A 25,216-nucleotide genomic window follows, 5' to 3' on the forward strand; every position below is an offset into this window, starting at 1 on the left:
TGCCGAATGGAGGAACGCGTATGCCCGACGTTCCTTGCGAACTCAATCGCCCTTCACGCTGCCTTCCCGCCTGGGATCGGCGCCCCCGAACCAGACCTGTTCGCCGCCCACGGTGGTGCGCATGATGCCCTGCAGGCCGGAGGTCTGCTCCATCAAGCGGACGTTGTGCCCCTTTGCCTTCAAGCCTTCGACGAGGGCGTCCGACACCCTGCCCTGCTCGAGTTCGGTCGGCCCGTTGCGGCTGCCGAAGTTCGGCAGGCTGATGGCTTTCTGCACGTCGAGGCCCCAGTCGAGCGTGCCGACCAGGACCTTGCCGACGTAGTTGATGATGGCCGAACCACCGGGCGAACCGGTGGACAGCACCAGCTTGCGCGTGGCCTTGTCGAATACCAGCGTCGGCGCCATCGAGCTGCGCGGACGCTTGCCGGGCTGGACGCGGTTGGCGATCGGGCCGTTGGCATCGGCGGCATCGAAGGAAAAGTCGGTGAGCTGGTTGTTGAGCAGGAAGCCGCGCACCATCTGGCGCGAACCGAACTGGTCCTCGATGGTGGTGGTCATGGAGATGGCCTGGCCCTTGGAATCGACGATGGAAATGTGCGAGGTCGACGGCAGTTCCGGCGAGGTGTCCTGCCCCAGCGCGACATGGGTGACCCCGGGCGGGGTTCCCGGCTTGGCCTGACCCATCGACGTCTCGGTGATGAGCGCCCCGCGCTGCGTCAGGTAGGTCTTGTCGAGCAGGGAGCGCAGGGTACCGCCGGGGAGCGGAACGAAATCGGTGTCGGCGACGTAGCGGCCTCGATCAGCATAGGCCAGCCGCCCTGCCTCGGAAAAGAGGTGCACGCCTTCCACCGTGAGTTGGCCGTCGCGCGGCGCGAGCGCGCGCAGGTCCCGCCCTTCGAGCATGCCCAGCATCTGCGCGATGGCGATGCCGCCGGAGGACGGCGGCGGGAAGCCGCAGATGATCCAGGCACGGTAGTCGGTGCAGATGGCGTCGCGCTGCTTGGCATGGTACCCGGCGATGTCGGCGGCGGTCAGCAGGCCGGGATTGGTGGGATGGCTCTTGACCTTGGCTTCGATGTCGCGCGCGATCTGGCCGTTGTAGAACGCGTTGGCGCCGCCGAGCGCGATCTCGCGCAGCACCTTCGCCAGCTCCGGGTTCCTCAGGCGGGTGCCGACCGGCCAGGGATTGCCATCCTTGTCGTAGAAATAGGCAGCGGCGGCCGGATCCTTCCTCAGGTATTGCTCGGACTTGAGCAAGGTGTTGAGGCGGGGGCTGACCGGGAAGCCTTCTTCCGCCATCCGGATCGCGGGCTCGAACAGGCTGGCCCAGGGCAGCTTGCCGTATTCCTTGTGCGCCAGCTCCAGCATGCGCAGCACGCCGGGCGCGCCGACCGAGCGGCCGCCCACCACACCTTCGATGAAAGGCATGGCCTTGCCTTCCGGTGTCATGAATAGGCGCTCGCTGGCGGCGGCCGGCGCGGTCTCGCGGCCATCGAAGGCCTTGACGTCCTTGCCGTCGTAGTACATCAGGAAAGCGCCGCCGCCGATGCCCGACGATTGCGGCTCGACCAGGGTCAGCATCATCTGCACGGCGATGGCGGCGTCGATGGCGCTGCCGCCCGCGCGCAGCACCTGGTAGCCGGCTTCCGTCGACAGGGGGTTCGCGGTGGCAACCATGAACTTGCGCGCCGTGACGCCCGCCTTCTCGGCGTAGCCGCTGGCGGCTTCCGGCGCCTGCATGCCGGTGGCCGGCGCGCTGGCGGGAGCCTGCGCAGGCGCCGGTGCGGCGGCCTGCCGGGTGGTGGAGGCGCATCCAGCCAGCAGGGCGGAAAGCAGCAGCGGGGAAATGAGGAGGGCAGGCGTTATTCTTGTGGTGCTCATCGCGTCTCCGGAAGAAGAAAGGACAGCCGGACAGTGTAGCCGGGATGACAAGGTATGTCATGCCCGGCGCCCTGCCCGGCCGTCCTGGCGTACCGGATTCCGGACGATCATTGAGCTGCCTCAGAACGCAGCTCGAGGAACCTTATTTCGGCTGCATGCGGATGGCGCCGTCCAGGCGGATGGTCTCGCCGTTCAGCATGGTGTTCTCGATGATGGTCTTCGCCAGGTGGGCATACTCGGCGGGACGGCCGAGGCGGGGCGGGAACGGCACCATGCGGCCCAGCGCATCCTGGACTTCCTGCGGCATGCCGAGCAGCATGGGCGTCTCGAAGATGCCGGGGGCGATGGTCATGACGCGGATGCCGCTGCGCGAGAGGTCGCGCGCCATCGGCAGCGTGAGGCCGACCACGGCCGCCTTGGACGCGCCATAGGCGGCCTGGCCGATCTGGCCGTCATAGGCGGCGACGGAGGCGGTATTGATGATCACGCCGCGCTCGCCTTCGGCGGTCGCTTCGGTCTTGCCCATCGCATCGGCGGCGAGACGCGCCATGTTGAAGGTGCCGACCAGGTTGATGTTGACCGTGCGCTGGAAGACGTCTAGCGGATGCGGGCCGTCCTTGCCGACCGTCTTGACGGCCGGGGCGACGCCGGCGCAGTTCACCAGGCCGCGCAGGGTGCCCATGGCGACCGCGGCGTCGACGACGGCCTTGCCGTCGGCTTCGGAGGTGACGTCGCATTTCAGGAACTTGCCGCCCAGCTCGGCGGCCAGCTTTTCGCCCGGCTCGACCTGGACGTCGGCCAGCACGACCTTGCCGCCCTGTTCGGCGATCATGCGGGCGGTTGCCGCGCCAAGTCCCGATGCACCGCCGGTGATGATGAATACGCTGTTCTGAATCTGCATGCTGTCCTCTCTGTGGAAGGTTGAAGTGGAATGGGGCGGGCGGGCGTCATGCCCTGCGGCATGACGTTTACGTTAACGTCAAAGCAGGCATTGTAGCGAATTTTTCAAGCGTTTCCGACACCGCGGCGACCCGAAAAGGAAAAAGGCAGCCGAAGCTGCCTTTCCGCGGGAAGCCGGAATTACTTGGCGGCGCCGCTCTCCGCCTGGACCGTGGCGCCGGCGGGCGCGCTTGTCACGACCGGCGCAGGCTTCTCGACGGGCGCGGAGGCGGTGGTGTTGCTCATCATCGGCAGCAGCGGGACGAGCAGCAGCGCGACGATGTTGATGATCTTGATGAGCGGGTTGACCGCCGGACCGGCAGTGTCCTTGTAGGGATCGCCGACGGTATCGCCGGTCACCGCCGCCTTGTGCGCATCGGAGCCCTTGCCGCCGTGATGGCCGTCCTCGATGTATTTCTTGGCATTGTCCCAGGCGCCGCCGCCGGTGCACATCGAGATCGCCACGAACAGGCCGGTGACGATGGTGCCCATCAGCAGGCCGCCCAATGCTGCCGGTCCGAGCAGCAGGCCGATCAGGATGGGCACGACCACGGGCAGCAGCGAGGGGATGATCATCTCCTTGATGGCGGCGGTGGTCAGCATGTCGACCGCCTTGCCATACTCCGGCTTGCCGGTGCCTTCCATGATGCCCTTGATGTCGCGGAACTGGCGGCGCACCTCTTCCACCACGCTGCCCGCCGCGCGTCCGACGGCTTCCATCGCCATCGCGCCGAAGAGGTAGGGAATCAGGCCGCCGATGAACAGGCCGATGATGACCATGTGGTCCGACAGGTCGAAGCGCAGGTGCATGCCGCGCCCTTCGAGGGCATGGGTGTAGTCGGCGAACAGGACCAGCGCGGCGAGGCCGGCGGAACCGATGGCATAGCCCTTGGTCACGGCCTTGGTGGTGTTGCCCACGGCATCGAGCGGGTCGGTGATGTCGCGCACGCTGTCGGGCAGTTCGGCCATCTCGGCGATGCCGCCGGCGTTGTCGGTGATGGGTCCGTAGGCGTCCAGGGCCACGACGATGCCGGCCATGCTGAGCATGGCGGTGGCGGCCACCGCGATGCCGTACAGGCCGCCGAGCGCGAATGCCACGCCGATGGCGACGCACACGAAGAGCACCGGCCAGGCGGTGGATTTCATCGACACGCCGAGGCCGGCGATGATGTTCGTGCCATGGCCGGTGGTCGAGGCCTGCGCCACGTGCTGCACCGGCTTGTAGTCGGTGCCGGTGTAGTACTCGGTGATCCAGACCATCAGCGCGGTCAGGACGAGGCCGACCACGCAGGCGCCGAACAATGCCATCGCGCTGACCGTCTTGCCGCCGGCCACCGTGATCGCCTGCGGGAACAGCCAGGTGGTCACGAAGTAGAACGCCACCAGCGAAATGACGCCGGCCACGATCAGGCCCTTGTAGAGCGCGGGCATGACGTTGCGCATGTTGGGCGAGGCCTTGACCACGCTGCAGCCGATGATGGAAGCGATGATCGACACGCCGCCGAGCACCAGCGGGTAGATCACCGCGTTCGTGCCCGCGCCGGTGACCATCAGCGCACCGAGCGTCATCGTGGCGATGAGCGTCACGGCGTAGGTCTCGAACAGGTCGGCGGCCATGCCGGCGCAATCGCCGACGTTGTCGCCAACGTTATCGGCGATCACGGCCGGGTTGCGCGGATCGTCCTCGGGGATGCCGGCTTCCACCTTGCCTACAAGGTCAGCGCCCACGTCGGCGCCCTTGGTGAAGATGCCGCCGCCTAGGCGCGCGAAGATCGAGATCAGGGAAGAGCCGAAGGCCAGCCCCAGCAGGGGCTTGAGCGTGCCGGCGTCGATGGTCTTGCCATTGGTGATGAACCAGTAGAACAGGGTGACGCCCAGCAGGCCGAGGCCGACGACGAGCATGCCGGTGATGGCGCCGCCGCGGAAGGCCACCGCCAGCGCGGGGCCGATGCCGCGGGTGGCCGCCTGCGCGGTGCGCACGTTGGCGCGCACCGACACGTTCATGCCGATGAAGCCGCAGGCGCCGGACAGCACGGCGCCGATGATGAAGCCGATGGCGGTGGTGACGTCGAGGAAGACGCCGATCAGGATGGCGAGCACGACGCCGACGATGCCGATGGTCTTGTACTGCCGCGCCAGATACGCTCCGGCGCCCTGCTGGATCGCGGCGGCGATCTCCTGCATGCGGGCGTTGCCGGCATCCTGCGCGAGAATCCAACTGCGTGATACCAGTCCGTAGATCACGGCGATGATGCCGCATGCCACGGCTATCCACAAGCCTGTTGCCATTTCGACTCCTCCATGTTGTATACGACTTAGTTAGAACAACCACGTAATCGGAGGACGGCCAGACTGCCTGCGTCGACCCCGACGACGTACTGCAACAACTTTGCGCTACCGGATTCGAGAACCTGCTTGCTGCTTGCTGCTGGCGCGATGGCATGGGGCCTGGGTCACGCGCCATGAAAAAAGCGGACACAAGGTCCGCTTTGTTAGTAACTTACTCGGCTAGGGCCGCGAACGCCTTGTCGCGGATCGTATCTACGGGCCCTACCCCGGAAATCTTCCTGTATTTCGGTGCGCCCGACTGACCGGACTGCGCCCACTTGTTGTAGTACCCGACCAGCACTTCGGTCTGTTCGTGATACACCGCCAGGCGCTTGCGCACCGTCGCTTCCTTGTCGTCGTCGCGCTGGATGAGTTCCTCGCCGGTGACGTCGTCCTTGCCTTCCGCTTTCGGCGGATTGAATTTCACGTGATAGGTCCGGCCCGACGGCTGGTGCACGCGGCGGCCGCTCATGCGCTCGATGATGGCTTCGTCGGGCACGTCGATCTCGAGCACGTAGTCGATGGCGACGCCGGCTTCCTTCATCGCGTCTGCCTGCGGGATCGTGCGCGGAAAGCCGTCGAACAAGTAGCCGTTGGCGCAATCGGACTGCTTGAGGCGGTCCTTCACCAGGCCGATGATGATGTCGTCGGAAACCAGGCCGCCGGCGTCCATGACCTTCTTGGCTTCGATGCCCAGCGGCGTGCCGGCCTTGACGGCAGCGCGCAGCATGTCGCCCGTGGAAATCTGGGGAATGTTGTACTTTTCCTTGATGAAATTGGCTTGGGTGCCTTTACCGGCACCGGGCGCTCCGAGAAGGATGAGGCGCATTTGGGGTTTCCTAACAAGTTTAGATTCTTTTGCCGTGGTCTGGTGCCGCGATGGGGGACCGCTCCTGACCGGTCCGAGACATGCTTTTTACCACACGAACTTTGCATGAAACTTACCACAGAATTTCACCGGATCGGTGTTTTCCTGTCAATTCTTCGCGTTTCCTTGAGCGAAATGCAGGCGCACGCGGGCCAGGTCTTCGGGGGTGTCGACACCAGAGGCGGGAGCATCCGGCGTGAGGTGCACAGCGATCGGATAACCATGCCAGAGCACCCTGAGCTGCTCCAGCGCTTCGATGCGTTCCAGCGGCGATTGCGCCAGTCCGGGGTACGCTTGCAGGAATGCATTGCTGAAGGCATACAGGCCGATGTGGCGCAGCGGCCTGTAGCCGTCGGGGAGCGCGCCGGCATCGCGGACAGAGGCGTCGCGGGCGAAGCCGTCGCGGTGCCAGGGAATGGTCGCGCGCGAAAAGTAGAGCGCCCTGCCCGCCTTGTCGAGCACGACCTTGACCACGTTGGGATTGAATGCGTCCTCGGCGCTGCCGATGGGATGCGCGGCGGTCGCCATCGGCACGTCCGCGCCGATCAGCGCGGCGGTCGCGGCGATCAAGCCGGGATCGATCAGGGGTTCGTCGCCCTGCACGTTGACCACCACCGCATCCGGCGCCAATTGCATGGCGGCAGCCACCTCGGCGATGCGGTCGGTGCCGGAGGGATGGTCGGCGCGGGTCATGCGCGCCTGCACGCCGTGCGCCTCGCAGGCGGCGAGGATGTCGGCATGATCGGTCGCCACCACCACCCGGCTCGCGCCGGACAGGGCGGCACGTTCGGCGACGCGCACTACCATGGGCTTGCCGGCGATGTCGGCCAGCGGCTTGTCGGGCAGGCGGGTGGATGCCAGGCGCGCGGGAATGATGACGGTGAAGGTCATGGGTGAGCAGCGAATAAGTAAGAAAGCAATGGCCGCAATGGCGGCCGTGCGGCCTACTTGGCGGCGGGCGGCGCGTTCAGGTCGCGCGCCTGGTCGGCCCACATGATGGGTATGCCGTCGCGGATGGGATAGGCCAGCTTGTCGGCGTTGCAGATGAGTTCCTGCGCGGCCTTGTTGTATTCCAGCGGGCTCTTGCAGATGGGGCAGACAAGGATGTCAAGCAGTCGGGCGTCCACGACATTTCTCCAGGATTCGTTCAGCGAGCGCATCGTCGATGCGCGCCGACACGGGCACGACCCACAGGCGCGGATCGTTTCTCAACGTGTCGATTCGCCTACATTTTACTGCATCCTTCTCCGTCAGCAGGATGATCTCGGCCTGCACGCCGGCGAAGGGATCGTTCCCGAAATCGAAATGGTCCGGCAAAGGCAGTTCGCGGAAGGCGATGCCATGGCCGCGCAGCATGCCGAAGAACCGCGCCGGGTTGCCGATGCCCGCGGCGGCAACGATATGCTCCCTGGCACGAAGCGAGGCTAGCGGCAGCGATTGCGAGGGATCGGAAAGACGCTCCGCCCGGTCGCCTTCCAACCGCATGCGGTAGGCCGGCTCCGGGATGCCAGGCGGCGGCGACTCGGCGTTGTAGACCGTGAAGTCGCGCCTGCGGCCGGGCGGCTCGCGCAGCGGGCCGGCGGGGAGCACCAGGCCATTGCCATTGCCGCGCGCATCGCAGATCACGATCTCGACATCGCGCGCCAGCGCGTAGTGTTGCAGGCCGTCGTCGGACACGATGACGTCGACCTCGGGGTGGGCCGCCAGCAGCGCCCTGCCCGCCTCCACCCGCCGGCGCCCGACCATCACCGGGCAGGCGGCCCGCTGCGCGATGAGGACCGGCTCGTCGCCGGCTTCCGCGGGCGAAGACCCGGGATGCACTTCGCGCACGCCCTCGGCCGCCGCGCCATAGCCGCGCGAAATCACTCCCGGATGCAGGCCGGCGTCGCGCAGCTTGCCGGCGAGCCAGATGGTGAACGGGGTCTTGCCGGTACCGCCGACGAAGATGTTGCCGACCACGATGACCGGCACGGGAAGCCGCTGGGGCTGGGCGGCGCGCCTGCGCAATCCGGCGAGCGCGCAGAAGGCGAGCGACGCCGGCCACAAGGCGCAGGCCAGCGGACCGCGCCTGGACCAGGCGCGCATCAGGATGTGTTCGAGCTTGTCGGCGTCGCGGGGCAAGGCCGGCCGCTACTTCTTGCCTGCCTGCGCGGCGAACGTGACTTTCTCGAAGCCGGCAAGGCGCGCGGCTTCCAGCACGTTGATCACAGACTGGTGCGCCGCGGTGGCGTCGGCATTGATGATGATGACCGGGTCCTTGCGTCCCTGGCCCTTGGCGTTGGCGGCGTTCTTCAGTTCTTCGGCCAGGGCGGCGGCATCGCGCGCCGCCACCTGGGCGTTGTCGATGGCGTAATGTCCTTGCGCATCTACGCCCACGTTGATTTCCAGCGGCTGCTCGATCGCCTTTTCGGCGTCCGCCGTCGGCAGGGTGATCTGCAGCGCGGTGAACTTGCTGTAGGTGGTCGTGACCATGAGGAAGATGAGGATCACCAGCAGCACGTCGATGAACGGGATCAGGTTGATTTCCGGATCCTCGCGATGCTTGCCTTTGCGGAAATTCATGGCGCGGTTTCTTCCTGTTCAGCTTACTTGCGATTGCCGTGAACGGTATCGACGAACTTGACGGCCTGCTGCTCCATCTCGACCACGAAGCTGTCGACCAGCGCGCGGAAGTGGCGGTAGAACACCAGCGCGGGCATGGCGACCGCGAGGCCGAAGCCGGTGTTGTAGAGGGCGACGGAAATGCCGTGCGCGAGCTGGGCGGGATTGGTGCCGGCGGCATTCTGCGCGCCGAAGATCTCGATCATGCCGACCACCGTGCCGAACAGGCCCATCAGCGGCGCCAGGGTGGCGACGGTGCCCAGCGTGGTCAGGAAGCGCTCGAGTTCGTGGGCGGCGGCGCCGCCGGCTTCCTCGATGGATTCCTTCATCACGTCGCGCGGCGCGTTGACGTTGCGCAGGCCGGCGGCAAGCACGCGGCCCAGCGGCGAATTGGCTTCGAGGTTGGCGATCACCTCCGGCGTAGTCTTGCCGTTGTGGTACACCCGGATGACTTCGTCGAGCAGGCTGGGCGGGAGGATGCGGCTGCGGCGAAGGTACAATAGCCGCTCGATGATGAGCGCCAGGGCGATGACGGAAGCGATCAGCAGCAGATAGATGGGCCAGCCGGCGGCCTGGATGATGGCGAGCAAAACGAGCTCCTTGAAACGTTGGGCGGTGGTTCGGTGGTTCGGCAAGATCGCCGGCGGCCACGCGTGTCGATGGCGATGCAGCGCGGAGCCGTCCGGCAAAAATTCTTTGGATGCAGAATGTATCCTGTCGGGACCCGCGGGGCAAGGCCACAATGGCATGATCGGCAGCGGCGGCCCGGCGAACGTTTGTCGAAAAGTTTTACACAGGCTTGTGGATAACTTTGTGCGCAACTTCTTTGGCTTTTCGCAAAGTGCTTGATTCGTAAGAATTTTCCGATTCCACCCGGAAAAATTCCCACCCGCCTGGTCATAAGAAAATCAAGCACTTAGCACGAATCAACCTTGATTGTAAATAAGTGTGTCGGCTTGCGTCAGCGCATGCATGCCTGTGGACATGTTTGTTTTAGGGAGAACTCTTGAGTCGCGAATTTGAAGCGGAACAAGGCGCCGAGGCCGCGCCGGCGGTGCTGACCGTCTCCGCCCTGAACCAGGCGGTGGCCCGGATGCTCGAGCGCAGCTTTCCGCTGGCCTGGGTGTCGGGAGAGATCTCGAACTTCACCCGCGCGTCGTCCGGCCATTGGTATTTCACTCTCAAGGACGATGCCGCCCAAGTGCGGGCGGTGATGTTCCGGGGCCGCGCGCAACACGCCGGCTTCACGCCGCGGGAGGGGGACAAGGTCGAGGTGCGCGCCCTGGTCACGCTGTACGCGGCGCGCGGCGACTACCAGCTCAACGTCGAGGCGATCCGGCGCGCCGGCATCGGCAACCTGTTCGAGGCCTTCCTGCGCCTCAAGGAAAAACTGGAAGCGGAAGGCCTGTTCGATTCGGAAAGAAAGCGGCCGATTCCCGTCTTCGCCCGTACCATCGGCATCGTCACCAGCCCGCAGGCCGCCGCCCTGCGGGACGTGCTGACCACCTTGCGCCGGCGCGCGCCGCACGTCAGGGTGATCCTGTATCCGACGGCGGTGCAAGGCGAGGGAGCCGGTTTGAAGATCGCGCAGGCGATCGCCACCGCCGCCGCGCGCCAGGAAGTCGACGTGCTGCTGGTGTGCCGGGGCGGCGGCAGCATCGAGGACCTGTGGGCATTCAACGAAGAGGTGGTGGCACGCACCATCGCCGATTGCCCGATGCCCGTGATTTCCGGCGTGGGCCACGAGACCGACTTCACCATCGCCGACTTCGCCGCCGACCTGCGCGCGCCGACGCCGACCGCCGCGGCGGAACTGGCGACCGCCCCGCGCGATGCCTGGCTGGCGCTGCTGGAATCGCATGCCGATGACATCCACCGCGCCATGCGCCGCCGCCTGTCGGATGCGTCGCAGACCATCGACTGGCTGTCGCGCCGCCTGGTCAGCCCGGCCTCGGCCATCACGCGCGACCGGCTCAGAGTGCAGGCCTTGCAGGCCCGCCTCGGCCATGCCACGCGCACGCCGCTGGTCGAGGCGCGCCACAGCCTGCGCCAGCTCGAGATACGGCTGGCCGCCAGGCAACCCGACCTCGCGCCCTTGCGCGGCCGGATCGCCGACCATGGCCGCCGCCTCGCCGCCGGCTTGTCGGTCCGACTGGCGCAGCGCCGGCAGGCGCTGGATGCGCTGCAAGCCCAGCTCGAGCTGCTGAATCCGCAGCGAACCCTGGAACGCGGCTACGCCATGATCACCGATGCCAAGGGCAGGATCGTGCGCGATCCGAAGCAGCTGCATCCGCGCGAGCTCGTGACCATGCAGCTTGCCGCGGGTAGCGCGGAGGTCGGCATCGCCAGCGTGCAACCCTTGCTGGAATGAGCCGCGGGCCCGGACGATGCCGGGCTTCGCCGAGATCAAGGCAAGCGGCCGCGCCCATGCAGCCGATCCGCTTCCGACATACAATTGGGTTCTTTCAAAAAGAGCATCGACAGCACACAACAGAAAGGAACCACGATGGAACACACTCTCCCGCCCCTGCCCTATGCAATGGATGCGCTGCAGCCCCACATGTCCAAGGAAACGCTGGAATTCCACTACGGCAAGCATCACCAGACCTACGTCACCAACCTGAACAACCTGATCAAGGGCACCGAGTTCGAAAACGCGTCGCTCGAAGACATCATCAAGAAGTCGTCCGGCGGCCTGTTCAACAATTCCGCGCAGGTGTGGAACCATACCTTCTTCTGGAACTGCCTGAAGCCGCAAGGCGGCGGCGCTCCGACCGGCGCGGTGGCCGATGCCATCAACGCCAAGTACGGTTCCTTCGACAAGTTCAAGGAAGAGTTCACCAAGTCCGCCGTCGGTAATTTCGGTTCCGGCTGGACCTGGCTGGTGAAGAAGGCGGACGGCTCGGTGGACATCGTCAACACCTCCAACGCCGGCACGCCGCTGACCTCGGCCGACAAGCCGCTGCTCACCGCCGACGTCTGGGAACATGCCTACTACATCGACTACCGCAATGCCCGCCCGAAATTCCTCGAGGCATTCTGGAACCTGGTCAACTGGGATTTCGTGAACAAGAACTTCGCCTGATTTTCCTTTGCCGCAACAGCCGCCGTTGCCCGTGCACCGGCGGTTTACAAGGCCCGCCGCGCGCGGGCTTTTTCTTTCCTGGCGCATTCATCGCCTGACGAGCACTTTCCCCACGTACAATAGGCATTCCCTGCCATATTGCTCATCATTGCCATGCTGTTCGATCTGACCGACCTGCGGCTGTTCATCGCCATTGCCGAACTCAAGAGCATGACGCGCGCCGCCGAGCGCCTGCACCTGTCGCTCGGCGCGGCGAGCAGCCGCATCAAGGAACTCGAGGCCCGGTTCGGCGTACGCCTGCTGTATCGCGAAAGCAAGGGCATGCAACTGTCGCCCGCCGGGGAAACCCTGCTGGCGCATGCCCAGCAATTCATGCAGCAGGTCGAGCGGCTGAAGTCCGACATGCAGCAGTACAACAACGGCATCAAGGGACATATCCGCATCTTCGCCAACACCACCGCCGTGACCGAATTCATGCCGGAAGTGCTGGGCGATTTCCTGGTGTCGCATCCCCAGGTGGACGTGGCGCTGGAAGAAAGGCTGAACCACGACATCGTGCGCGGCGTGCAGGAAGGCACCGCCGACATCGGCATCATTGCCGGCGACATGCAGGTGCCGGGCCTGGAAGTGCTGAACTTTTCCACCGACCGCCTGGTGCTGGTGACGCCCGCGAACCATCCCCTCGCCGGCAAGGGCGCGGTGCTATTCTCAAGCACCCTGGAATTCGACCACATCGGGCTGCACGAAGGCAGCACCCTGCATCACTTCCTCAAGCGCATCGTGACCGAGAGCCGGCAGCAGCTGAAGCTGCGCATCCAGGTCCGCAGCTTCGAGGCGATGTGCCGCATGATCGAGGCGAAAGTGGGCATCGGCATCCTGCCGCAGTCGGCGGCGCAGCGGCTGAGCGCCTCCATGGCGATCGCGCTGGTCGACCTCGACGATCCATGGGCGGTACGGGAACGCAGCGTGATCGTTCAGCACCTCGACCAGCTTCCCGGCTACGCGCGCGAGCTGGTCGAATGCATCCGGGGCTGGGGCAAGGGGTCGGCCGGCGGCGCGGCGAAATGACAGGCGGCGCCCCTTCCCGGCCTGGGGAAGGAGCGCGCGATGTGGAGCCTTACTTGAAGCCGAGCGCGGCGGATTCCTTGTTCACCGAGTTCACGAGGTCGGCGCCGATGCGGCCGGCCATCTCCTTCTGCACCGGCAGCATGGCCTTGCGCCATTCCTCGCGCTGGGCGTCGTTCAACTGGTAGATGGTCGTCTTGCCGGCCTTCTTGATGCCTTCCATCGCCTGGTCGTTTTCCTGCTGCGCGATGGCGTTGGTGTACTTGGTGGCATCCTTCATCGCGCCTTCGAGCGCGGTGCGGATGTCGGGCGGCAGGCCGTCCCAGAACTTCTTGTTCACGATGACCGCATAACCGATGTAGCCATGGTTGGACATGGTCAGGTTGGTCTGCACCTCATGCATCTTCTGGGTGTAGATGTTCGACGGCGTGTTCTCGGTGCCGTCGACCACGCCGGTCTGCAGTGCCTGGTACACCTCGGAGAACGCCATCACCTGCGGGTTGGCGCCGAGGGCGCGGAACTGAGCGTCGAGCACCTTGGAAGACTGGATGCGCATCTTCAGGCCCTTGAAGTCGGCCGGCGTGCGCAGCGGCTTGTTGGCGGACATGACCTTGAAGCCGTTGTCCCAGTAGGCCAGGCCGGTGATGCCCTTCGATTCCAGCTTCTTGAACAGGTTCTTGCCGATCGGGCCTTCGGTGACGCGATAGAGCACGTCCTTGCTGGGGAAGATGTAGGGCAGGTCGAAGACTTCGAATTCCTTCACGCCCAGTGGGCCGAACTTGGCCAGCGAGGGCGCGAGCATCTGCACCGCGCCGAGCTGCAGGGCCTCGAGCTCTTCCTTGTCCTTGTAGAGCGTGCTGTTGGGATAGACCTCGACCTTGACCCGGCCGTTGGTGGCTTTCTCGGCCAGCTCCTTGAAGCGTTCCGCGCCCTTGCCCTTCGGCGTATCGTGCGCGACCACGTGGCTGAACTTGATGACGATGGGGGCCTGTGCGAAGGCGCTGCCGGTGCAAGCCAGGGCGGCCGCGAGGACCAGATGGACGATGCTGCGGTTCATGATGTCTCCTTTGTTGTGAAGTGATCGGGCTCGGCGTCCCGTCATTGTCTTGCTTGGTGCTACGTTGCGTCACCTGCCTTGCCGCCAGCGGCATCGCGTGCTGCCATTGCGGCGATCCTTTCCGCGCGCAGGATGACCGGCCGGTCGATCATCTTGCCGTCGAGGGCCACCGCGGCGCCCTGCGCGTCGCGCGCGGCCTGCAGGACGCGCACGGCCCAGGCCGCTTCTTCCGCGGTCGGCGCGAAGCCGGCATGCACCGCCCCGATCTGCCTGGGATGGATGCACAGTTTGCCACCGAAGCCGAAGCGGCGTGCGCGCAGGGTATCGCGGCGCACCTCTTCCTCGGCATCGATGGCCGTGCAGACGCCGTCCACCGGCGGCGCGAGGCCCGCGAGCCGCGACGCCAGCACCAGTTGCGAACGGAAGAAGGCAAGCTCTTCGTCGTCGCCCTCGATGCCGAGGTCCAGCTTCAGGTCGATGGAGCCGAACATTAGGCGCCGCACGCCGGATGCCGCCGCCACTTCCTGCAGCCGCGCGAATCCGGCGCCTGATTCCATGAGGGGATAGATGCGCCGGCAGCCCGCCGCCGCGACCCGCCCGATGACGTCCGCGCTGTCCGCCTTGGGCAGCACCACGCCGGCCACGCCGGGCATGCCGCACAAGGCAAGGTCATTCTCGAACCATTCCGTGTCGGCGGCATTGATGCGCACCAGCACTTCATGCCGTGGCGACAGCCAGGCGCGCAGCGCGTCGCGCGCTGCCGTCTTGCCGGCGGGCGGCACTGCGTCCTCCAGGTCGACGATGACGGCGTCGGCGCCGGCCGCGCAGGCGCGCTCGAAGCGCTCCGGGCGGCTGGCGGGCACGAAGAGATAGGAGCGCGCCGTGATCTTGGCCAAGTCGGCCAGGTCAGCCATGTCAGCCGCCTACAAGGAAATGGCCGACCGGCCGGTCGCTCGCCAGGTTCCAGATCCGCTCGGAGGCGAGCTGCATTTCCTGCAGCGTCGCGCCGCCGCTGAAGTCGGCGAGGCGCATGACCTTCTGTTCGAGCTCCATGCGGCTCAGCGTGTTGCCCGGGTCGCCCTTCGGTTCGTCGACCCGTCCGTGGAATTCGCGGCCATCCACGGTGCGCACGATGGCCTTGCCGATCCAGCGCGCGGGATAGGCGCGGTCGACTTCCTCGTCGAGCTCCATGCTGACCTTGCCGCGGAATCCCGCAATGCCCGGGTCGTTGAAATGATCGGCGAATTCCTTCATGCCGGCGCGGTGGAACTGCGCCACCAGGCCCAGCACCGTGCCCATGGAAAACTTCGCCTGGTGCACGGTGCGCGGATCGACCACCGGCCCGAGCACGTCGATCGCGCCCTGGTGCACGAGCGTCCGCACGGAAGCGATGTCCTGCGGCGTCAGGTTGTGCTGGCTGACGATCTGCAGCAAGGCATCGGCCGCCGGATGGGTATGCCGGCAGGATGCGTGGAACTTGAAGGAGGTCTCCGCCAGCGCCCAGCGTTCGCCGAGACGGTCGGTGAGGCGCGACGGATCGGCCTCGCGCGTCATGCCGGCGGCCATGCCCTGCGGGCCTTCCAGGATGTGCTTGGCGCCGGTAAAACCGTCCTGGGCGAGATAGGCTGCCATCAACCCGCTCGCTGCCGCGTGCGCGGTGTGCAGCTGCTTGGAGTCGGCGGCGTCGCGCAGGAATTCCCACAGGCCCGCGGCCTGGGTGCCGGCCGACCCGAAGGCGTCCAGCATCTGTTCCGGCGTCAGGCCGAGCAGGCGGCCGGTCGCGGCGGCCGCGGCCACCGTGCCCACCGTGCCGGTGGTATGGAAGACCTTGTAGTGCGAACGGCCGAGGAACTCGCCGATGCGGATGCCGACCTCGTAGCCGGCCACCACCGCCACCAGGAATTCCTTGCCGCTGCGGCCAAGTTCCTGGGCCACCGCCAGCGCCGGCGGAAACACCACCGCTGCCGGATGGAACACCGAGCCGTTGTGCACGTCGTCCTGTTCGGCAAAATGCGAAGCCGCCGCGTTCACCATGGCGGCGAACAGCGGCGTGGTGCGGCGGCGGGAGACAAGCACCTCGGCCTTGCCCTCGCCCGGGCCCATGGCGCGGGCGAAGCGTTCGATGGTCTCGACCGGGCGCGCGCCCTTGCCGGCGACGGCCGAGCCGAACCAGTCGAGGAAAAGGTCTTCGGCGCGGCGGACCACCGCGTCGGGAATGTCTTCGAAGCACAGCTGCGCGGCGAAGGTGGCGAGGGTCTTGCTGGGATGATCGTTCATGGCGGAATTCGTCGAAAGAAATCAGATGGCTTTTTCCTGGCGCAGGCGGGCGATGGCCTCGCCGTCATAGCCGAGCGACCCGAGGATGGCCTCGGTATGCTGGCCCAGCGCGGGAATGGGGTCCATGCGCGCCGACCAGGCGTTGACCGCGCCGGCGGGCAAGGGGGCGGGAACCGGGCCGGCCGGCGTGCCGACCGGCACCCAGCGTTCCCGGGCCTTGAGCTGGGGATGGTCCCAGAGGTCGTGCATGTCGTTCAGGTGGGCGTTGGCGATCTGCGCCTCGTCGAGGCGGGCGATGACCTGCTCGCCGCTGAGCGAGGAAAAGACCTCGACGATGATGGCGCGCAGCTCGGCGCGGGCGGCGTTGCGCCGCGAATTCGAGCAGAAGCGTTCGTCGGTGGCGAGCGCCGGCTGGCCGAGCACCTTGTCGCAGAAGGCCACCCATTCGCGCTCGTTCTGCAGGCCGAGCATGACGGTCTTGCCGTCGCCGGCCGGGAACGGCCCGTAGGGATAGATGGTGGCATGCGCGGCGCCGGCGCGCGGCGGCGGCGTTGCGCCGTCATAGGCGTAGTACAGCGGATAGCTCATCCACTCCACCATGCTCTCCAGCATGGACACGTCGATGCTGCAGCCCTTGCCGGTCTTGCCGCGCTGGATCAGGGCGGCAAGGATGTTCGTGTAGGCATACATGCCGGCGGCGATGTCGGCGATCGAGCAGCCGGCCTTGGCGGGGTCGTCGGGCGTGCCGGTGATGGACAGGAAGCCGGATTCGCTCTGGATCAGCAGGTCGTAGGCCTTCTTGTCGCGGTAGGGGCCATCCGCGCCATAGCCCGAGATGTCGCACACGATCAGGCGGGGATACCTTTCCTTCAGCGCGTCCCAGGACAGCCCGAGGCGCGCCGCCGCGCCGGGCGCGAGGTTCTGCACCAGCACGTCGGCCTGCTCCAGCAGGCGGTGCAGGATGTTGTCCGCCTCGTCATGCTTGACGTCGAGCGTGAGGCTTTCCTTGGAGCGGTTGGTCCAGACGAAATGCGAGGCCATGCCCTTGACCCGTTCGTCGTAGGCGCGCGCGAAGTCGCCCACGCCCGGCCGCTCTACCTTGATGACGCGCGCGCCGAGGTCGGCCAGCTGGCGGGTGCAGAACGGCGCGGCGATCGCGTGCTCGAGCGTGACGACGGTGATGCCATCGAGTGGTCGCATGCCGGCTCCTCAGAATGAACGGGGCAGGCCGAGGATGTGCTCGGCCACGTAGGACAGGATCAGGTTGGTGGAGATCGGCGCCACCTGGTAGAGCCGGGTCTCGCGGAACTTGCGCTCGACGTCGTACTCGTGCGCGAAGCCGAAGCCGCCGTGGAACTGCAGGCAGGCGTTGGCCGCTTCCCAGGACGCATCGGCGGCCAGCATCTTCGCCATGTTGGCCTGCGCGCCGCAGGGCTGGTGGGCGTCGAAAAGCTCGCATGCCTTGTAGCGCATCAGGCTGGCGGCCTCGATATTGACGTAGGCCTTGGCGATGGGAAACTGCACGCCTTGGTTCTGGCCGATGGGACGGCCGAACACCACGCGCTCGTTGACGTACTTCGTGACCTTGTCGATGAACCAGTAGCCGTCTCCGATGCACTCGGCGGCGATAAGCGTGCGTTCGGCATTGAGGCCGTCGAGGATGTACTTGAAGCCCTTGCCCTCTTCGCCGATGAGGTTTTCCTCGGGGATTTCCAGGTTCTCGAAGAAAAGCTCGTTGGTCTCGTGGTTGACCATGTTGATGATGGGGCGCACCGCCATGCCCTTGCCGATGGCCTGGTGCAGGTCGACCAGGAAGATCGACATGCCTTCGGACTTCTTCTTGACCTCGGCCAGCGGCGTGGTGCGCGCCAGCAGGATCATCAGGTCGGAGTGCTGCACGCGCGAGATCCAGACCTTCTGGCCGTTGATGACGTAGCGGTCGCCCTTCTTCACCGCGGTTGTCTTGATCTTCGTGGTGTCGGTGCCGGTGGTGGGCTCGGTGACCGCCATCGATTGCAGGCGCAGCTCGCCGCTGGCAATCTTCGGCAGGTAGGCGCGCTTCTGCGCTTCGGAGCCGTGGCGCAGCAGCGTGCCCATGTTGTACATCTGGCCGTGGCAGGCGCCGGAGTTGCCGCCGGCGCGGTTGATCTCTTCCATGATGATCGAGGCCTCGGTCAGGCCGAGGCCGGAACCGCCGTACTCCTGCGGAATCAGCGCGGCCAGCCAGCCGGCCTTGGTGAGGGCATCGACGAATTCCTCGGGATAGCCGCGCGCCTCGTCGATGCGGCGGAAGTAATCGGCGGGGAATTCGGCGCACAGGCTCCGCACGGCATCGCGGATGTCCTGGTAAGCATCGTGCTGCACTTGCATGGATTCTCCAGATCAGGAAAGGATGGCATCGGCCTGCATGGCGAGTTCGCCGCGCAGGTTGGCGGCCCACAGCTTTACGCTGCGGCCGTCGGGGGAAGGTTCGCCGCAGACCTCGAAGGGCTCGATGTCGAACAGCGGCCCGACCGCGCGGAAATTGAATTCCGCCAGCCGGGCATTCGGAAGATGGCGATGCAGCAGGTCGGCCAGCATGGTGGCGATCAGCGGACCGTGCACGATCAGGCCGGGATAGCCTTCGACTTCGGTGACGTAGCTGCGGTCGTAATGGATGCGGTGGCCGTTGAAGGTCAGCGCGGAATAGCGGAACAGCAGCACCGGGTCGGGCTTGACGAGGCGGGTCCAGGTGGCTGTCTGCGGCGCCGGCGCCCCAGCCTTTGTCGTTGCCGCGGCGCTGCCCGGCGCCGGCATGTCGCGGTAGACGATGTCGTGTTCCTCGGTGACGGCAACGACGCCATTGCTGGCGATTTCATGCTTAACGGTAACGAAGGCCAGCGAGCCGGTGCGTCCTTCCTTCGCATCGACCTTCATGATGCGCGAGGTGCGCGTCGCCTGCGCGCCGACAGGCAGCGGCGCCTCGAAGCGCAGTCGGCCGCCGGCCCACATGCGGCGCGGCAAGGGCACGGGCGGCAGGAAGCCGCCGCGTTTCGCGTGTCCGTCGGGCCCGACTTCGGATTGCGGATGCACGGACCAGAAATAGATCCAGTGCCAGAGCGGCGGCAGGGCCTCGCCGGGCGCGGGCGCCTGGTTGCGGTCGAGCACCGCGGACAAGGCGGCGGCCATCCCGGGATGGATCAGGTCATGGTGCTGTTCGGACTTGTCTATCCATTGCCGCAGCAGGGGCAGGTCGATTGCAGTGTTTTCCATCTGGCTTGGAGCAAGAATTGCAAGGTTGGTGCCCAGTTTCCCGCAGCGCGATGGGCCTCGCAATGCGGATTTTCCGAAGGGGGGCTTCGGCACCATCGGCAGGCCGGCCGCTGCTTCGGCCCTGCCTGCGCCTTGCATTCAGCCAGCGTCAGGCGACCGATCTGACCAGCTGCACGGAGGGGGCCACCAGCTCGCGCAGCGAAGATTCCCGTCCATCTTCGATCGCCTGCAGCACGAGCTCGTTGATGCCGCCGACCACGGCCATCGCCATCTCCGCGCTCAGGGCCTTGCCGGGATCCAGGTCGGGATTGCCATTCACGACCTGCAGCATGAAGTTGGCGATTTCGGTGTTCATGCGCCGGCGCGCGGCGAGGCCTGGCGCTCCCAGGCCGAGGATCTCGATGAACAGCGTTCGCAGCAGGACAGGATTCTGCGACAGGCAGGAGAAGTAGGCCGACAGTGCCTGCTCGACCTGCCCGTGCCAGTCCCGGGCCGGATCAATGGCTTGCCGCAGCACGTCGAGCGCATTGCGGCTGGCGGCCTCGTACAGGGCGATGAGACATTCGGCCTTGGTCTGGAAATGCTCGTAGAAGGTACGGCGGGAAACGGCCGCCTCCCGGACGATGTCCGCGATCGTGGCGTCGGCATAGCCCTTCACGGCGACGGCCTTGCTCATGCCATCCAGCAAGCGCTGGCGATGGCTGGCGATGCTTGCGTGCAAGGCTGTAGGCGTGGTCGGATGGTTCATGTTCGGGCTGGAAAGAGTGGCGTTGCAAAGGCAAGGCGCCGGTCGGCCATGTTCACGATTGGTACTTGACAGTACCACGGAACGCTTCCAATATGATGCCATGGTACGGTGTCGTACCAATGTTTTGTTTCATTCAAGATAGCCCAAACGGGTTTTCACGGAGACCGCCATGACCGAACTCGTCGTACGCCGCCTGCTGATCGACCTCGACACCCCGCTCGGACGCCATTGGTTCGGCGGCGATGCGTTCCGCACGGCGTTCTTCAATGCCCTGTCGATGAGCTTCCCGGTGGGCGAGCAATTCTTCATCGATTCGGTAAGGAACGGCTACAAGGCGCTGCCTCTGGAGCAGCAGGAAAGCTACAGGCAGGAAGTGCAGGGATTCATCGGCCAGGAAGCGACGCATCGCCGCATCCACGGCCTGTTCAACGCGCACCTGGAAAAACAGGGCCTGGTCAACGCCTGGGCGCCGCGGGCGCAGAAGCGCATGGCCCTGCTCGAAGGCACCGACCCGCGGCATGCGCTTGCGATCACCGCCGCCAACGAGCACTTCACCGCCATCTTCGCCGAATGGATGCTGGCCAACCACGACCTGCTGGATGGCGCCGAACCGCGCCTGAAGACCATGTGGCTGTGGCACAGCGCCGAGGAGTCGGAACACAAGAGCACCGCGTTCGAGCTGTATCGCGCGCTCGGCGGCAGCGAAAGCTGGCGGCTTGCGTGGTTCCGGCGCGTGACGTGGATCTTCCTGAGCGATGCCTTGCGCCAGACGGTCAATAACCTGCGTCGCGACGGCACGCTCTGGCGCTGGAGCACCTGGAAGAGCGGCGCCGCCTACCTGCTGGGGAGGCGCGGCTTGCTGCGCCAGGCCTATGGCGCATGGCGGGACTACTTCCGCGCCGATTTCCATCCCGCGCAGCAGGAGAACCGACACTCCGCGCAATGGCTGGCGGACAACGCCGGGCAATACTCGCTGGTGGGACGGTAGGTTTAAACGCGGGCCGCCCGGCGCGGTCAATGCGCCCTGGTGAAGCGGTCCATTACGTTCTTCATCATGCGCTGCGCCGCCGGGTTCGCCCTCCCCGCCGCTTCGCCGAAATCATCCAGTCCCCAATGCCACTGGATGGACCCGGTGGAGAACACGCCCGCGCCGCTGTCCGCGGTGTAGTACACCATGCTCGAACGCCTGACCTCGAGCACCGGGCATCCCGCGCCCGGGCAGGACGGCGACCGCACCTCGTAGGGAGAAGACGCGAGCACCTGCAGGTTCGGCGGCGAGCTTGCAGGATCGATGCGGTCGACTTCATAGCCCAGCAATCCGCGCAGCACCGAGCCCTTGCGCAAACCAGAGCCTTCGCAGATCCAGCCGGAACAGTCGTCCATGACCATGTCGAGATCGACGGAGTTGTAGTCGTACATCACGCCCACGAGCGCCGCTTCCGGGCGCGCGGGCCGGCCTGGGCGCCCGCTCCTCCACAGTTCGGTCGCGAGTGTGGGCCTGCTGCCATACAGCGGATCGGCCACCGGCGCATCATACTTGTAGCAGACCACCGTGCGTCCCTGGGCGCCGTCGCCGCCCGCTTCCAGGCGGACCTGCCAGTACCCGGCGTTCGCGCCGAGGAAGGCGAGGTTGACGCCGGCGTCGCGCGCGCCCTCGATTGCATCGCGCATGGCGAGCGTCCAGTATTCGTCGTGGCCGGCGGAGATGAAGGCGCGCGACCGCCGCAGCATGGCGGGATTGGCGTCGGTATCGATGTTGGTACAGTACTTGACGTCGACGCCCTCGCGTTCAAGATAGCGCACCAGCATGATTTCCCAGCTGAGGAAGTCGCCGGCGCCCTTGCCGTTGAAGGGCCGCATGGGATTGCGGTACGGCCGGTTGAGGGACACCTTGTAGGCCGCCTTGCCGTTGAGCGAATAGGAAACGTAGAGACAGTAACCGCCCCAGTTGTTGTAGGCGGCGTAGGTCGTCACGCCCGACTGCACCAGCGCGGCGGCATCTCGCTCATCGTCGCGCACGGTAAAGATGATGTAGCTCTGCTTGCGGCTGCGCCCGGCGGTAAGCTTGACGAGGTAGACGCCGCTGGCCCAGTCGGTCGGATCATCGGGATTGCGGGGAATGTCGAGCACGTAGGGATCGACCCACTGGCATTCCACGAGCCGCGTGGACAGGTCCGCCGACGGCGCCGGCTGGCGGCGTCCCTGCCGCGTGACCGGGCCGGCGACGAGACGGCCGCCGCTGCCGCCATACCAGCCGATGCGGTACACCGCCAACGTGTACTGCGGCTCGGCGGTATTGACATACAACTGGATGGAGTCGCCGCGCGCCACGCTGGCCGCCGATGCATACCCCTCGATCTCGCCGGCCGAGGCAGTGTTGGCGTCCGCGATCAGCCAGTCCTCGGTCACGCCCTCGTCGCGGCCCTTGGCGTTCTCGCGCTGGATGGCGTTGCCGCTCGGCGCCGGCGCAGGTGCAGGGGTGGGTGCCGGCGTTGGGGCGGGCGAAGGCGAAGGCGTGGGCGCTGGCGATGGTGCGGGTGAAGGCGACGGAGCAGGCGGGCTCGGCCGCGGTGCGTCGAATGCCGGCGCCACTACGCTGGCGGGTGTCTTGTCGCCACCGCCGCCGCCGCAGGCGGTGGCCGCCATGGCGGAGAGAAGCGAGAGAAAGCGTCGTCGGGAATAGCGGGCCATTTGTTGTTATCTGTCGAGCGAACGGCAGGTTGTTTGCTCACAGAGTCTAGCGCCGGCGATGTTCCCCGCTTTGATCGGTTTCAACGGCGAGCGATGGCGCGCTTCGCCAGATTGATGTCATCGGTGTCACTTGGTGTCGAAGGTGGTCACGCCGTCCCAGCCTTCGCCCGGCGGCTGCTCGCGGTAGCGGCGCACGCGCCCGAGGTAAAGCTGGTAAAGGCGGCGCTCCGGCGCTTGCCTTAGCAGCTCCTGCAGCAGGCCTTCCGCCGCATCCCACTGCTGCGCGCGAACCATGGCCAGCGCCTCGTGCCAGCGCCCGATCTCGGCCTGCATCGTTTCATTGACATCGCCGGACCGACCGACGGGTTCGTAGATGGGCACCGGCTCGTTCTTGCCCTTGACCCGCACGCGGTCGAGTTCGCGGTACACAAAGCCCGGCGCGGCCAGCCGGGTCGCCTCGCCCACCAACAGCCCGACGCCGTATTCCTTGGTGATGCCTTCGAGCCGCGAGCCGAGGTTGACCGCGTCGCCCATCACCGTATAGGCGCGCCGGATGCGCGAACCCATGTCGCCCACCCGCATCTCGCCGGTGTTGAGGCCGATGCCGATGTTGAGCGCGGGCCAGCCGCGGGCGCGGAAATCGGCGTCCAGCCTGGCCGCGGATTCGAGCATCTTGAGGGCGGTGGCGACGGCGCGGCTGGCGTGGTCGGGCAGCCGCACGGGCGCGCCCCAGAATGCCATGACGGCATCGCCGATGTACTTGTCCAGCGTGCCCCGGTTGCCGCGGATGTCTTCCGACATGGCGGTCAGGTAGAGGTTGATGTACTCGCGCAGCGCGTTGGCGTCGAGGCCTTCCGAAATCGTGGTGAAGCCGCGCACGTCGCAGAACAGCACGGTGAGCTCGCGGGTCTCGCCTTCCATGCTGTAGCTCGCCGGGCTTTCCGCCATTTCCGCGACCAGCTCGGGGGCGACGTACTCGCCGAACAGGCTGACCATCGCGCGGCTCTTGCGGAACTCGAACAGGTAGCCCCAGGCCAGGTTGAACAGGAACAGCGCCGCGACCAGCAGCAGCGCGGGCGCCACCGGGATCACATAGTCGAGCGTCTCGAACATGTAGAGGTTGCTGGCGATCACCGCCCCGCCCGCGGCCAGCGAAACGGCGATGGACGCCAGCGGTGCCAGGGCCGGCAGCAGCAGGCCCAGCGCCAGGCCAAGGCCGACCGCATAAGCCAGCTGCACCGCGTAGTGGAAGTCCGGCTGCTGCTTGTAGACGCCGTCAAGGATGGAAGAAATTATGTTGGCGTGCATCTCGACGCCGGGATAATCGACATTGGTCGGCGATACGCGCAAATCCTTCAGGCCCGCCGACGTCGTGCCGACCAGTACGATGTTGTCCGCCAGGACATCCACCGGCAGCCGCTCCTTGAGCACGTCCACTGCCGAGACATAGCGGTATTGCCCGCCCGCCGGGCCGCCGGTGCCGCGGTAGTTCACGAGCATGCTCAGGTCGCGGTCCAGGGGAATCATCATCGGCCGGGGTTTGGTGTTGAGCTCGAGCCCCTTCAGCGCGCCGTAGGCGCGTGCCGACGCCGCGTCGAGGTGCAGTTCCTCGGCGGTGTAGAAGACCGGCTTGACCCGGCTCGCCCCCAGCGCCATGCGAACGGTGGAGAAGGCGAGCGATTCGTAATACCCGTCGCCATGCCGCACCAGCAAGGGCAGGCGCCGAATGATGCCATCGTCATCCGGCCAGGGGTTGATGAAGCCGCCGGCCCGCGCGGACTGCTGCAGCAGGGGCAGGTTGCCCGTGTATTTGCGGTACTCCTGGGCGTCCAGGTCCTGGCCGCCCAGCGCCGCCGTGGTGAACGCCGGCCGGGGCAGCATGCCCTTGTTGACGTCGCGTTCCTCGTTCGAGAAGAAATACCCCAGCACCGCCGGACGCTCGGCCAGGGCTTGGGCGAACCGCGCGTCGAAGTCGAACTGCGGACGGATCTTGTCGAGCCGCTGGGCGAAACGCGGGATGTCGCCGAATTCGCGCTGGGCGATCGTCTGCAGGGTGGCGAAGCCGGCGCTGTTGTCCGGTTCGGGAAAGGTGACGTCGAAACCGACCGAGCTCACATGGTATTTGTCGTCGAGCTTGCCGACGAGGTCGGCGAGCACGTCGCGGCTCCACGGCCAGCGCCCGACCTCGCCGATGCTTTTCTCGTCGATGTCGACGATCACCACGCGCGGATCGAGTTCGCCATGCTGGGCCCGGATCCGCGAATCGTAGGCGAAGACTTCCAGCCTGTCGACGATGCGCGAACCGATCTCTTCCTTGATGTAGAGGCAGGCAAGCAGGGTCAGCCCGGCCGCGACGGCCCACTGCGCCCCGTACTTCCTCGACAGCCGCCCCGGCAGGATCAGTCGCGTCAGCTTCATGGTCGC

The 25,216-nt window shown here is 66.2% G+C and carries 22 protein-coding genes; 4 read left to right on the forward strand and 18 right to left on the reverse strand.

Annotation, left to right across the window (positions count from 1 at the left end; all coding sequences use genetic code 11):
• Window positions 1-42: 42 nt before the first annotated feature.
• The 9 genes from ggt to G3574_RS05145 all read right to left on the reverse strand — a co-directional run bounded on the left by ggt (window position 43) and on the right by G3574_RS05145 (window position 9,207).
• Window positions 43-1,881 (reverse strand): gamma-glutamyltransferase, encoded by a 1,839-nt coding sequence (gene ggt, locus G3574_RS05105; protein WP_163960922.1) that lies wholly within the window; start codon window positions 1,879-1,881, stop codon window positions 43-45.
• Between the two features lie 142 nt (window positions 1,882-2,023).
• The gene (locus G3574_RS05110; protein ID WP_163960923.1) at window positions 2,024-2,782 is read right to left on the reverse strand and encodes a 3-hydroxyacyl-CoA dehydrogenase; all 759 of its coding nucleotides are present in this window, start codon (window positions 2,780-2,782) and stop codon (window positions 2,024-2,026) included.
• Window positions 2,783-2,961: 179 nt separating this feature from the next.
• A complete protein-coding gene (locus G3574_RS05115; RefSeq protein ID WP_163960924.1) occupies window positions 2,962-5,109 on the reverse strand; it encodes a sodium-translocating pyrophosphatase in 2,148 nt (715 codons plus the stop codon).
• Between the two features lie 211 nt (window positions 5,110-5,320).
• Window positions 5,321-5,977 (reverse strand): adenylate kinase, encoded by a 657-nt coding sequence (gene adk, locus G3574_RS05120; RefSeq protein WP_163960925.1) that lies wholly within the window; start codon window positions 5,975-5,977, stop codon window positions 5,321-5,323.
• Between the two features lie 147 nt (window positions 5,978-6,124).
• Window positions 6,125-6,907, reverse strand: coding sequence for a 3-deoxy-manno-octulosonate cytidylyltransferase (gene kdsB / locus G3574_RS05125; RefSeq protein ID WP_163960926.1), 783 nt, complete (start codon window positions 6,905-6,907; stop codon window positions 6,125-6,127).
• A 53-nt stretch (window positions 6,908-6,960) separates the two neighbouring features.
• Entirely contained in the window at window positions 6,961-7,143 is a 183-nt protein-coding gene (locus G3574_RS05130; RefSeq protein WP_163960927.1) for a Trm112 family protein, read from the reverse strand.
• Window positions 7,124-8,137 (reverse strand): tetraacyldisaccharide 4'-kinase, encoded by a 1,014-nt coding sequence (gene lpxK / locus G3574_RS05135; protein ID WP_407941619.1) that lies wholly within the window; start codon window positions 8,135-8,137, stop codon window positions 7,124-7,126. The genes G3574_RS05130 and lpxK overlap by 20 nt, the downstream gene beginning before the upstream one ends.
• 9 nt (window positions 8,138-8,146) lie before the next feature.
• Complete coding sequence (locus G3574_RS05140; protein WP_163960928.1) at window positions 8,147-8,578, reverse strand: ExbD/TolR family protein; 432 nt, start codon at window positions 8,576-8,578, stop codon at window positions 8,147-8,149.
• Between the two features lie 23 nt (window positions 8,579-8,601).
• Window positions 8,602-9,207 (reverse strand): MotA/TolQ/ExbB proton channel family protein, encoded by a 606-nt coding sequence (locus G3574_RS05145; RefSeq protein WP_163960929.1) that lies wholly within the window; start codon window positions 9,205-9,207, stop codon window positions 8,602-8,604.
• A gap of 416 nt (window positions 9,208-9,623) precedes the next feature.
• Here G3574_RS05145 and xseA point away from each other — a divergent pair, with 416 nt between their 5' ends.
• The 3 genes from xseA (at window position 9,624) to G3574_RS05160 (ending at window position 12,770) form a co-directional block, all read left to right on the forward strand.
• The gene (xseA, locus tag G3574_RS05150; RefSeq protein ID WP_235953026.1) at window positions 9,624-10,988 is read left to right on the forward strand and encodes an exodeoxyribonuclease VII large subunit; all 1,365 of its coding nucleotides are present in this window, start codon (window positions 9,624-9,626) and stop codon (window positions 10,986-10,988) included.
• Between the two features lie 135 nt (window positions 10,989-11,123).
• Window positions 11,124-11,702 carry a superoxide dismutase [Fe] gene (sodB, locus tag G3574_RS05155; RefSeq protein ID WP_163960930.1) on the forward strand — a complete coding sequence of 193 codons (579 nt, stop codon included), beginning with the start codon at window positions 11,124-11,126 and terminating at the stop codon, window positions 11,700-11,702.
• Window positions 11,703-11,855: 153 nt separating this feature from the next.
• Window positions 11,856-12,770, forward strand: coding sequence for a LysR substrate-binding domain-containing protein (locus tag G3574_RS05160; protein WP_163960931.1), 915 nt, complete (start codon window positions 11,856-11,858; stop codon window positions 12,768-12,770).
• 49 nt (window positions 12,771-12,819) lie between these two features.
• On the opposite strand, the gene G3574_RS05165 is transcribed toward G3574_RS05160, so the two are convergent.
• The 7 genes from G3574_RS05165 to G3574_RS05195 all read right to left on the reverse strand — a co-directional run bounded on the left by G3574_RS05165 (window position 12,820) and on the right by G3574_RS05195 (window position 20,101).
• Window positions 12,820-13,824: a TRAP transporter substrate-binding protein gene (locus G3574_RS05165; RefSeq protein WP_163960932.1), complete on the reverse strand. Its 1,005-nt coding sequence runs from the start codon at window positions 13,822-13,824 to the stop codon at window positions 12,820-12,822.
• Between the two features lie 59 nt (window positions 13,825-13,883).
• Window positions 13,884-14,738 (reverse strand): HpcH/HpaI aldolase/citrate lyase family protein, encoded by an 855-nt coding sequence (locus tag G3574_RS05170; RefSeq protein ID WP_163960933.1) that lies wholly within the window; start codon window positions 14,736-14,738, stop codon window positions 13,884-13,886.
• Window position 14,739: 1 nt separating this feature from the next.
• Window positions 14,740-16,101 (reverse strand): MmgE/PrpD family protein, encoded by a 1,362-nt coding sequence (locus G3574_RS05175; RefSeq protein ID WP_163960934.1) that lies wholly within the window; start codon window positions 16,099-16,101, stop codon window positions 14,740-14,742.
• A 21-nt stretch (window positions 16,102-16,122) separates the two neighbouring features.
• Window positions 16,123-17,301, reverse strand: coding sequence for a CaiB/BaiF CoA transferase family protein (locus G3574_RS05180; RefSeq protein WP_163960935.1), 1,179 nt, complete (start codon window positions 17,299-17,301; stop codon window positions 16,123-16,125).
• Between the two features lie 9 nt (window positions 17,302-17,310).
• Window positions 17,311-18,471 (reverse strand): acyl-CoA dehydrogenase family protein, encoded by a 1,161-nt coding sequence (locus tag G3574_RS05185; RefSeq protein ID WP_163960936.1) that lies wholly within the window; start codon window positions 18,469-18,471, stop codon window positions 17,311-17,313.
• 12 nt (window positions 18,472-18,483) lie between these two features.
• Window positions 18,484-19,353, reverse strand: coding sequence for an FAS1-like dehydratase domain-containing protein (locus G3574_RS05190; protein WP_163960937.1), 870 nt, complete (start codon window positions 19,351-19,353; stop codon window positions 18,484-18,486).
• Window positions 19,354-19,501: 148 nt separating this feature from the next.
• The gene (locus G3574_RS05195; RefSeq protein ID WP_205609665.1) at window positions 19,502-20,101 is read right to left on the reverse strand and encodes a TetR/AcrR family transcriptional regulator; all 600 of its coding nucleotides are present in this window, start codon (window positions 20,099-20,101) and stop codon (window positions 19,502-19,504) included.
• Between the two features lie 169 nt (window positions 20,102-20,270).
• Between G3574_RS05195 and G3574_RS05200 the strand changes: the two genes are divergently transcribed.
• Window positions 20,271-21,089: a metal-dependent hydrolase gene (locus G3574_RS05200; protein ID WP_163960938.1), complete on the forward strand. Its 819-nt coding sequence runs from the start codon at window positions 20,271-20,273 to the stop codon at window positions 21,087-21,089.
• 26 nt (window positions 21,090-21,115) lie between these two features.
• Here the strand turns inward: G3574_RS05200 and G3574_RS05205 are convergent, their stop codons facing one another.
• Both G3574_RS05205 and G3574_RS05210 read right to left on the reverse strand, forming a co-directional pair.
• Window positions 21,116-22,792, reverse strand: coding sequence for a N,N-dimethylformamidase beta subunit family domain-containing protein (locus tag G3574_RS05205; RefSeq protein ID WP_163960939.1), 1,677 nt, complete (start codon window positions 22,790-22,792; stop codon window positions 21,116-21,118).
• A gap of 126 nt (window positions 22,793-22,918) precedes the next feature.
• On the reverse strand, window positions 22,919-25,210 hold the full coding sequence (locus G3574_RS05210) for a CHASE2 domain-containing protein (RefSeq protein WP_163960940.1): 2,292 nt from the start codon (window positions 25,208-25,210) through the stop codon (window positions 22,919-22,921).
• Window positions 25,211-25,216 lie beyond the last annotated feature (6 nt).

This window comes from Noviherbaspirillum galbum, from assembly GCF_010974945.1.
GTDB classification, from domain to species: Bacteria; Pseudomonadota; Gammaproteobacteria; order Burkholderiales; family Burkholderiaceae_D; genus Noviherbaspirillum; species Noviherbaspirillum galbum.

Excerpts from the sequence above, each read along its gene's own strand:
- G3574_RS05140 (WP_163960928.1), bottom strand. The coding sequence starts at position 8,578 with ATGAATTTCCGCAAAGGCAAGCATCGCGAGGATCCGGAAATCAACCTG.
- G3574_RS05195 (WP_205609665.1), bottom strand. The coding sequence starts at position 20,101 with ATGAACCATCCGACCACGCCTACAGCCTTGCACGCAAGCATCGCCAGC.
- G3574_RS05180 (WP_163960935.1), bottom strand. The coding sequence starts at position 17,301 with ATGCGACCACTCGATGGCATCACCGTCGTCACGCTCGAGCACGCGATC.
- G3574_RS05205 (WP_163960939.1), bottom strand. The coding sequence starts at position 22,792 with ATGGCCCGCTATTCCCGACGACGCTTTCTCTCGCTTCTCTCCGCCATG.
- G3574_RS05115 (WP_163960924.1), bottom strand. The coding sequence starts at position 5,109 with ATGGCAACAGGCTTGTGGATAGCCGTGGCATGCGGCATCATCGCCGTG.
- ggt (WP_163960922.1), bottom strand. The coding sequence starts at position 1,881 with ATGAGCACCACAAGAATAACGCCTGCCCTCCTCATTTCCCCGCTGCTG.
- G3574_RS05110 (WP_163960923.1), bottom strand. The coding sequence starts at position 2,782 with ATGCAGATTCAGAACAGCGTATTCATCATCACCGGCGGTGCATCGGGA.
- G3574_RS05190 (WP_163960937.1), bottom strand. The coding sequence starts at position 19,353 with ATGGAAAACACTGCAATCGACCTGCCCCTGCTGCGGCAATGGATAGAC.
- G3574_RS05210 (WP_163960940.1), bottom strand. The coding sequence starts at position 25,210 with ATGAAGCTGACGCGACTGATCCTGCCGGGGCGGCTGTCGAGGAAGTAC.
- sodB (WP_163960930.1), top strand. The coding sequence starts at position 11,124 with ATGGAACACACTCTCCCGCCCCTGCCCTATGCAATGGATGCGCTGCAG.
- G3574_RS05200 (WP_163960938.1), top strand. The coding sequence starts at position 20,271 with ATGACCGAACTCGTCGTACGCCGCCTGCTGATCGACCTCGACACCCCG.
- G3574_RS05160 (WP_163960931.1), top strand. The coding sequence starts at position 11,856 with ATGCTGTTCGATCTGACCGACCTGCGGCTGTTCATCGCCATTGCCGAA.
- G3574_RS05175 (WP_163960934.1), bottom strand. The coding sequence starts at position 16,101 with ATGAACGATCATCCCAGCAAGACCCTCGCCACCTTCGCCGCGCAGCTG.
- kdsB (WP_163960926.1), bottom strand. The coding sequence starts at position 6,907 with ATGACCTTCACCGTCATCATTCCCGCGCGCCTGGCATCCACCCGCCTG.
- adk (WP_163960925.1), bottom strand. The coding sequence starts at position 5,977 with ATGCGCCTCATCCTTCTCGGAGCGCCCGGTGCCGGTAAAGGCACCCAA.
- G3574_RS05165 (WP_163960932.1), bottom strand. The coding sequence starts at position 13,824 with ATGAACCGCAGCATCGTCCATCTGGTCCTCGCGGCCGCCCTGGCTTGC.
- G3574_RS05170 (WP_163960933.1), bottom strand. The coding sequence starts at position 14,738 with ATGGCTGACCTGGCCGACTTGGCCAAGATCACGGCGCGCTCCTATCTC.
- G3574_RS05185 (WP_163960936.1), bottom strand. The coding sequence starts at position 18,471 with ATGCAAGTGCAGCACGATGCTTACCAGGACATCCGCGATGCCGTGCGG.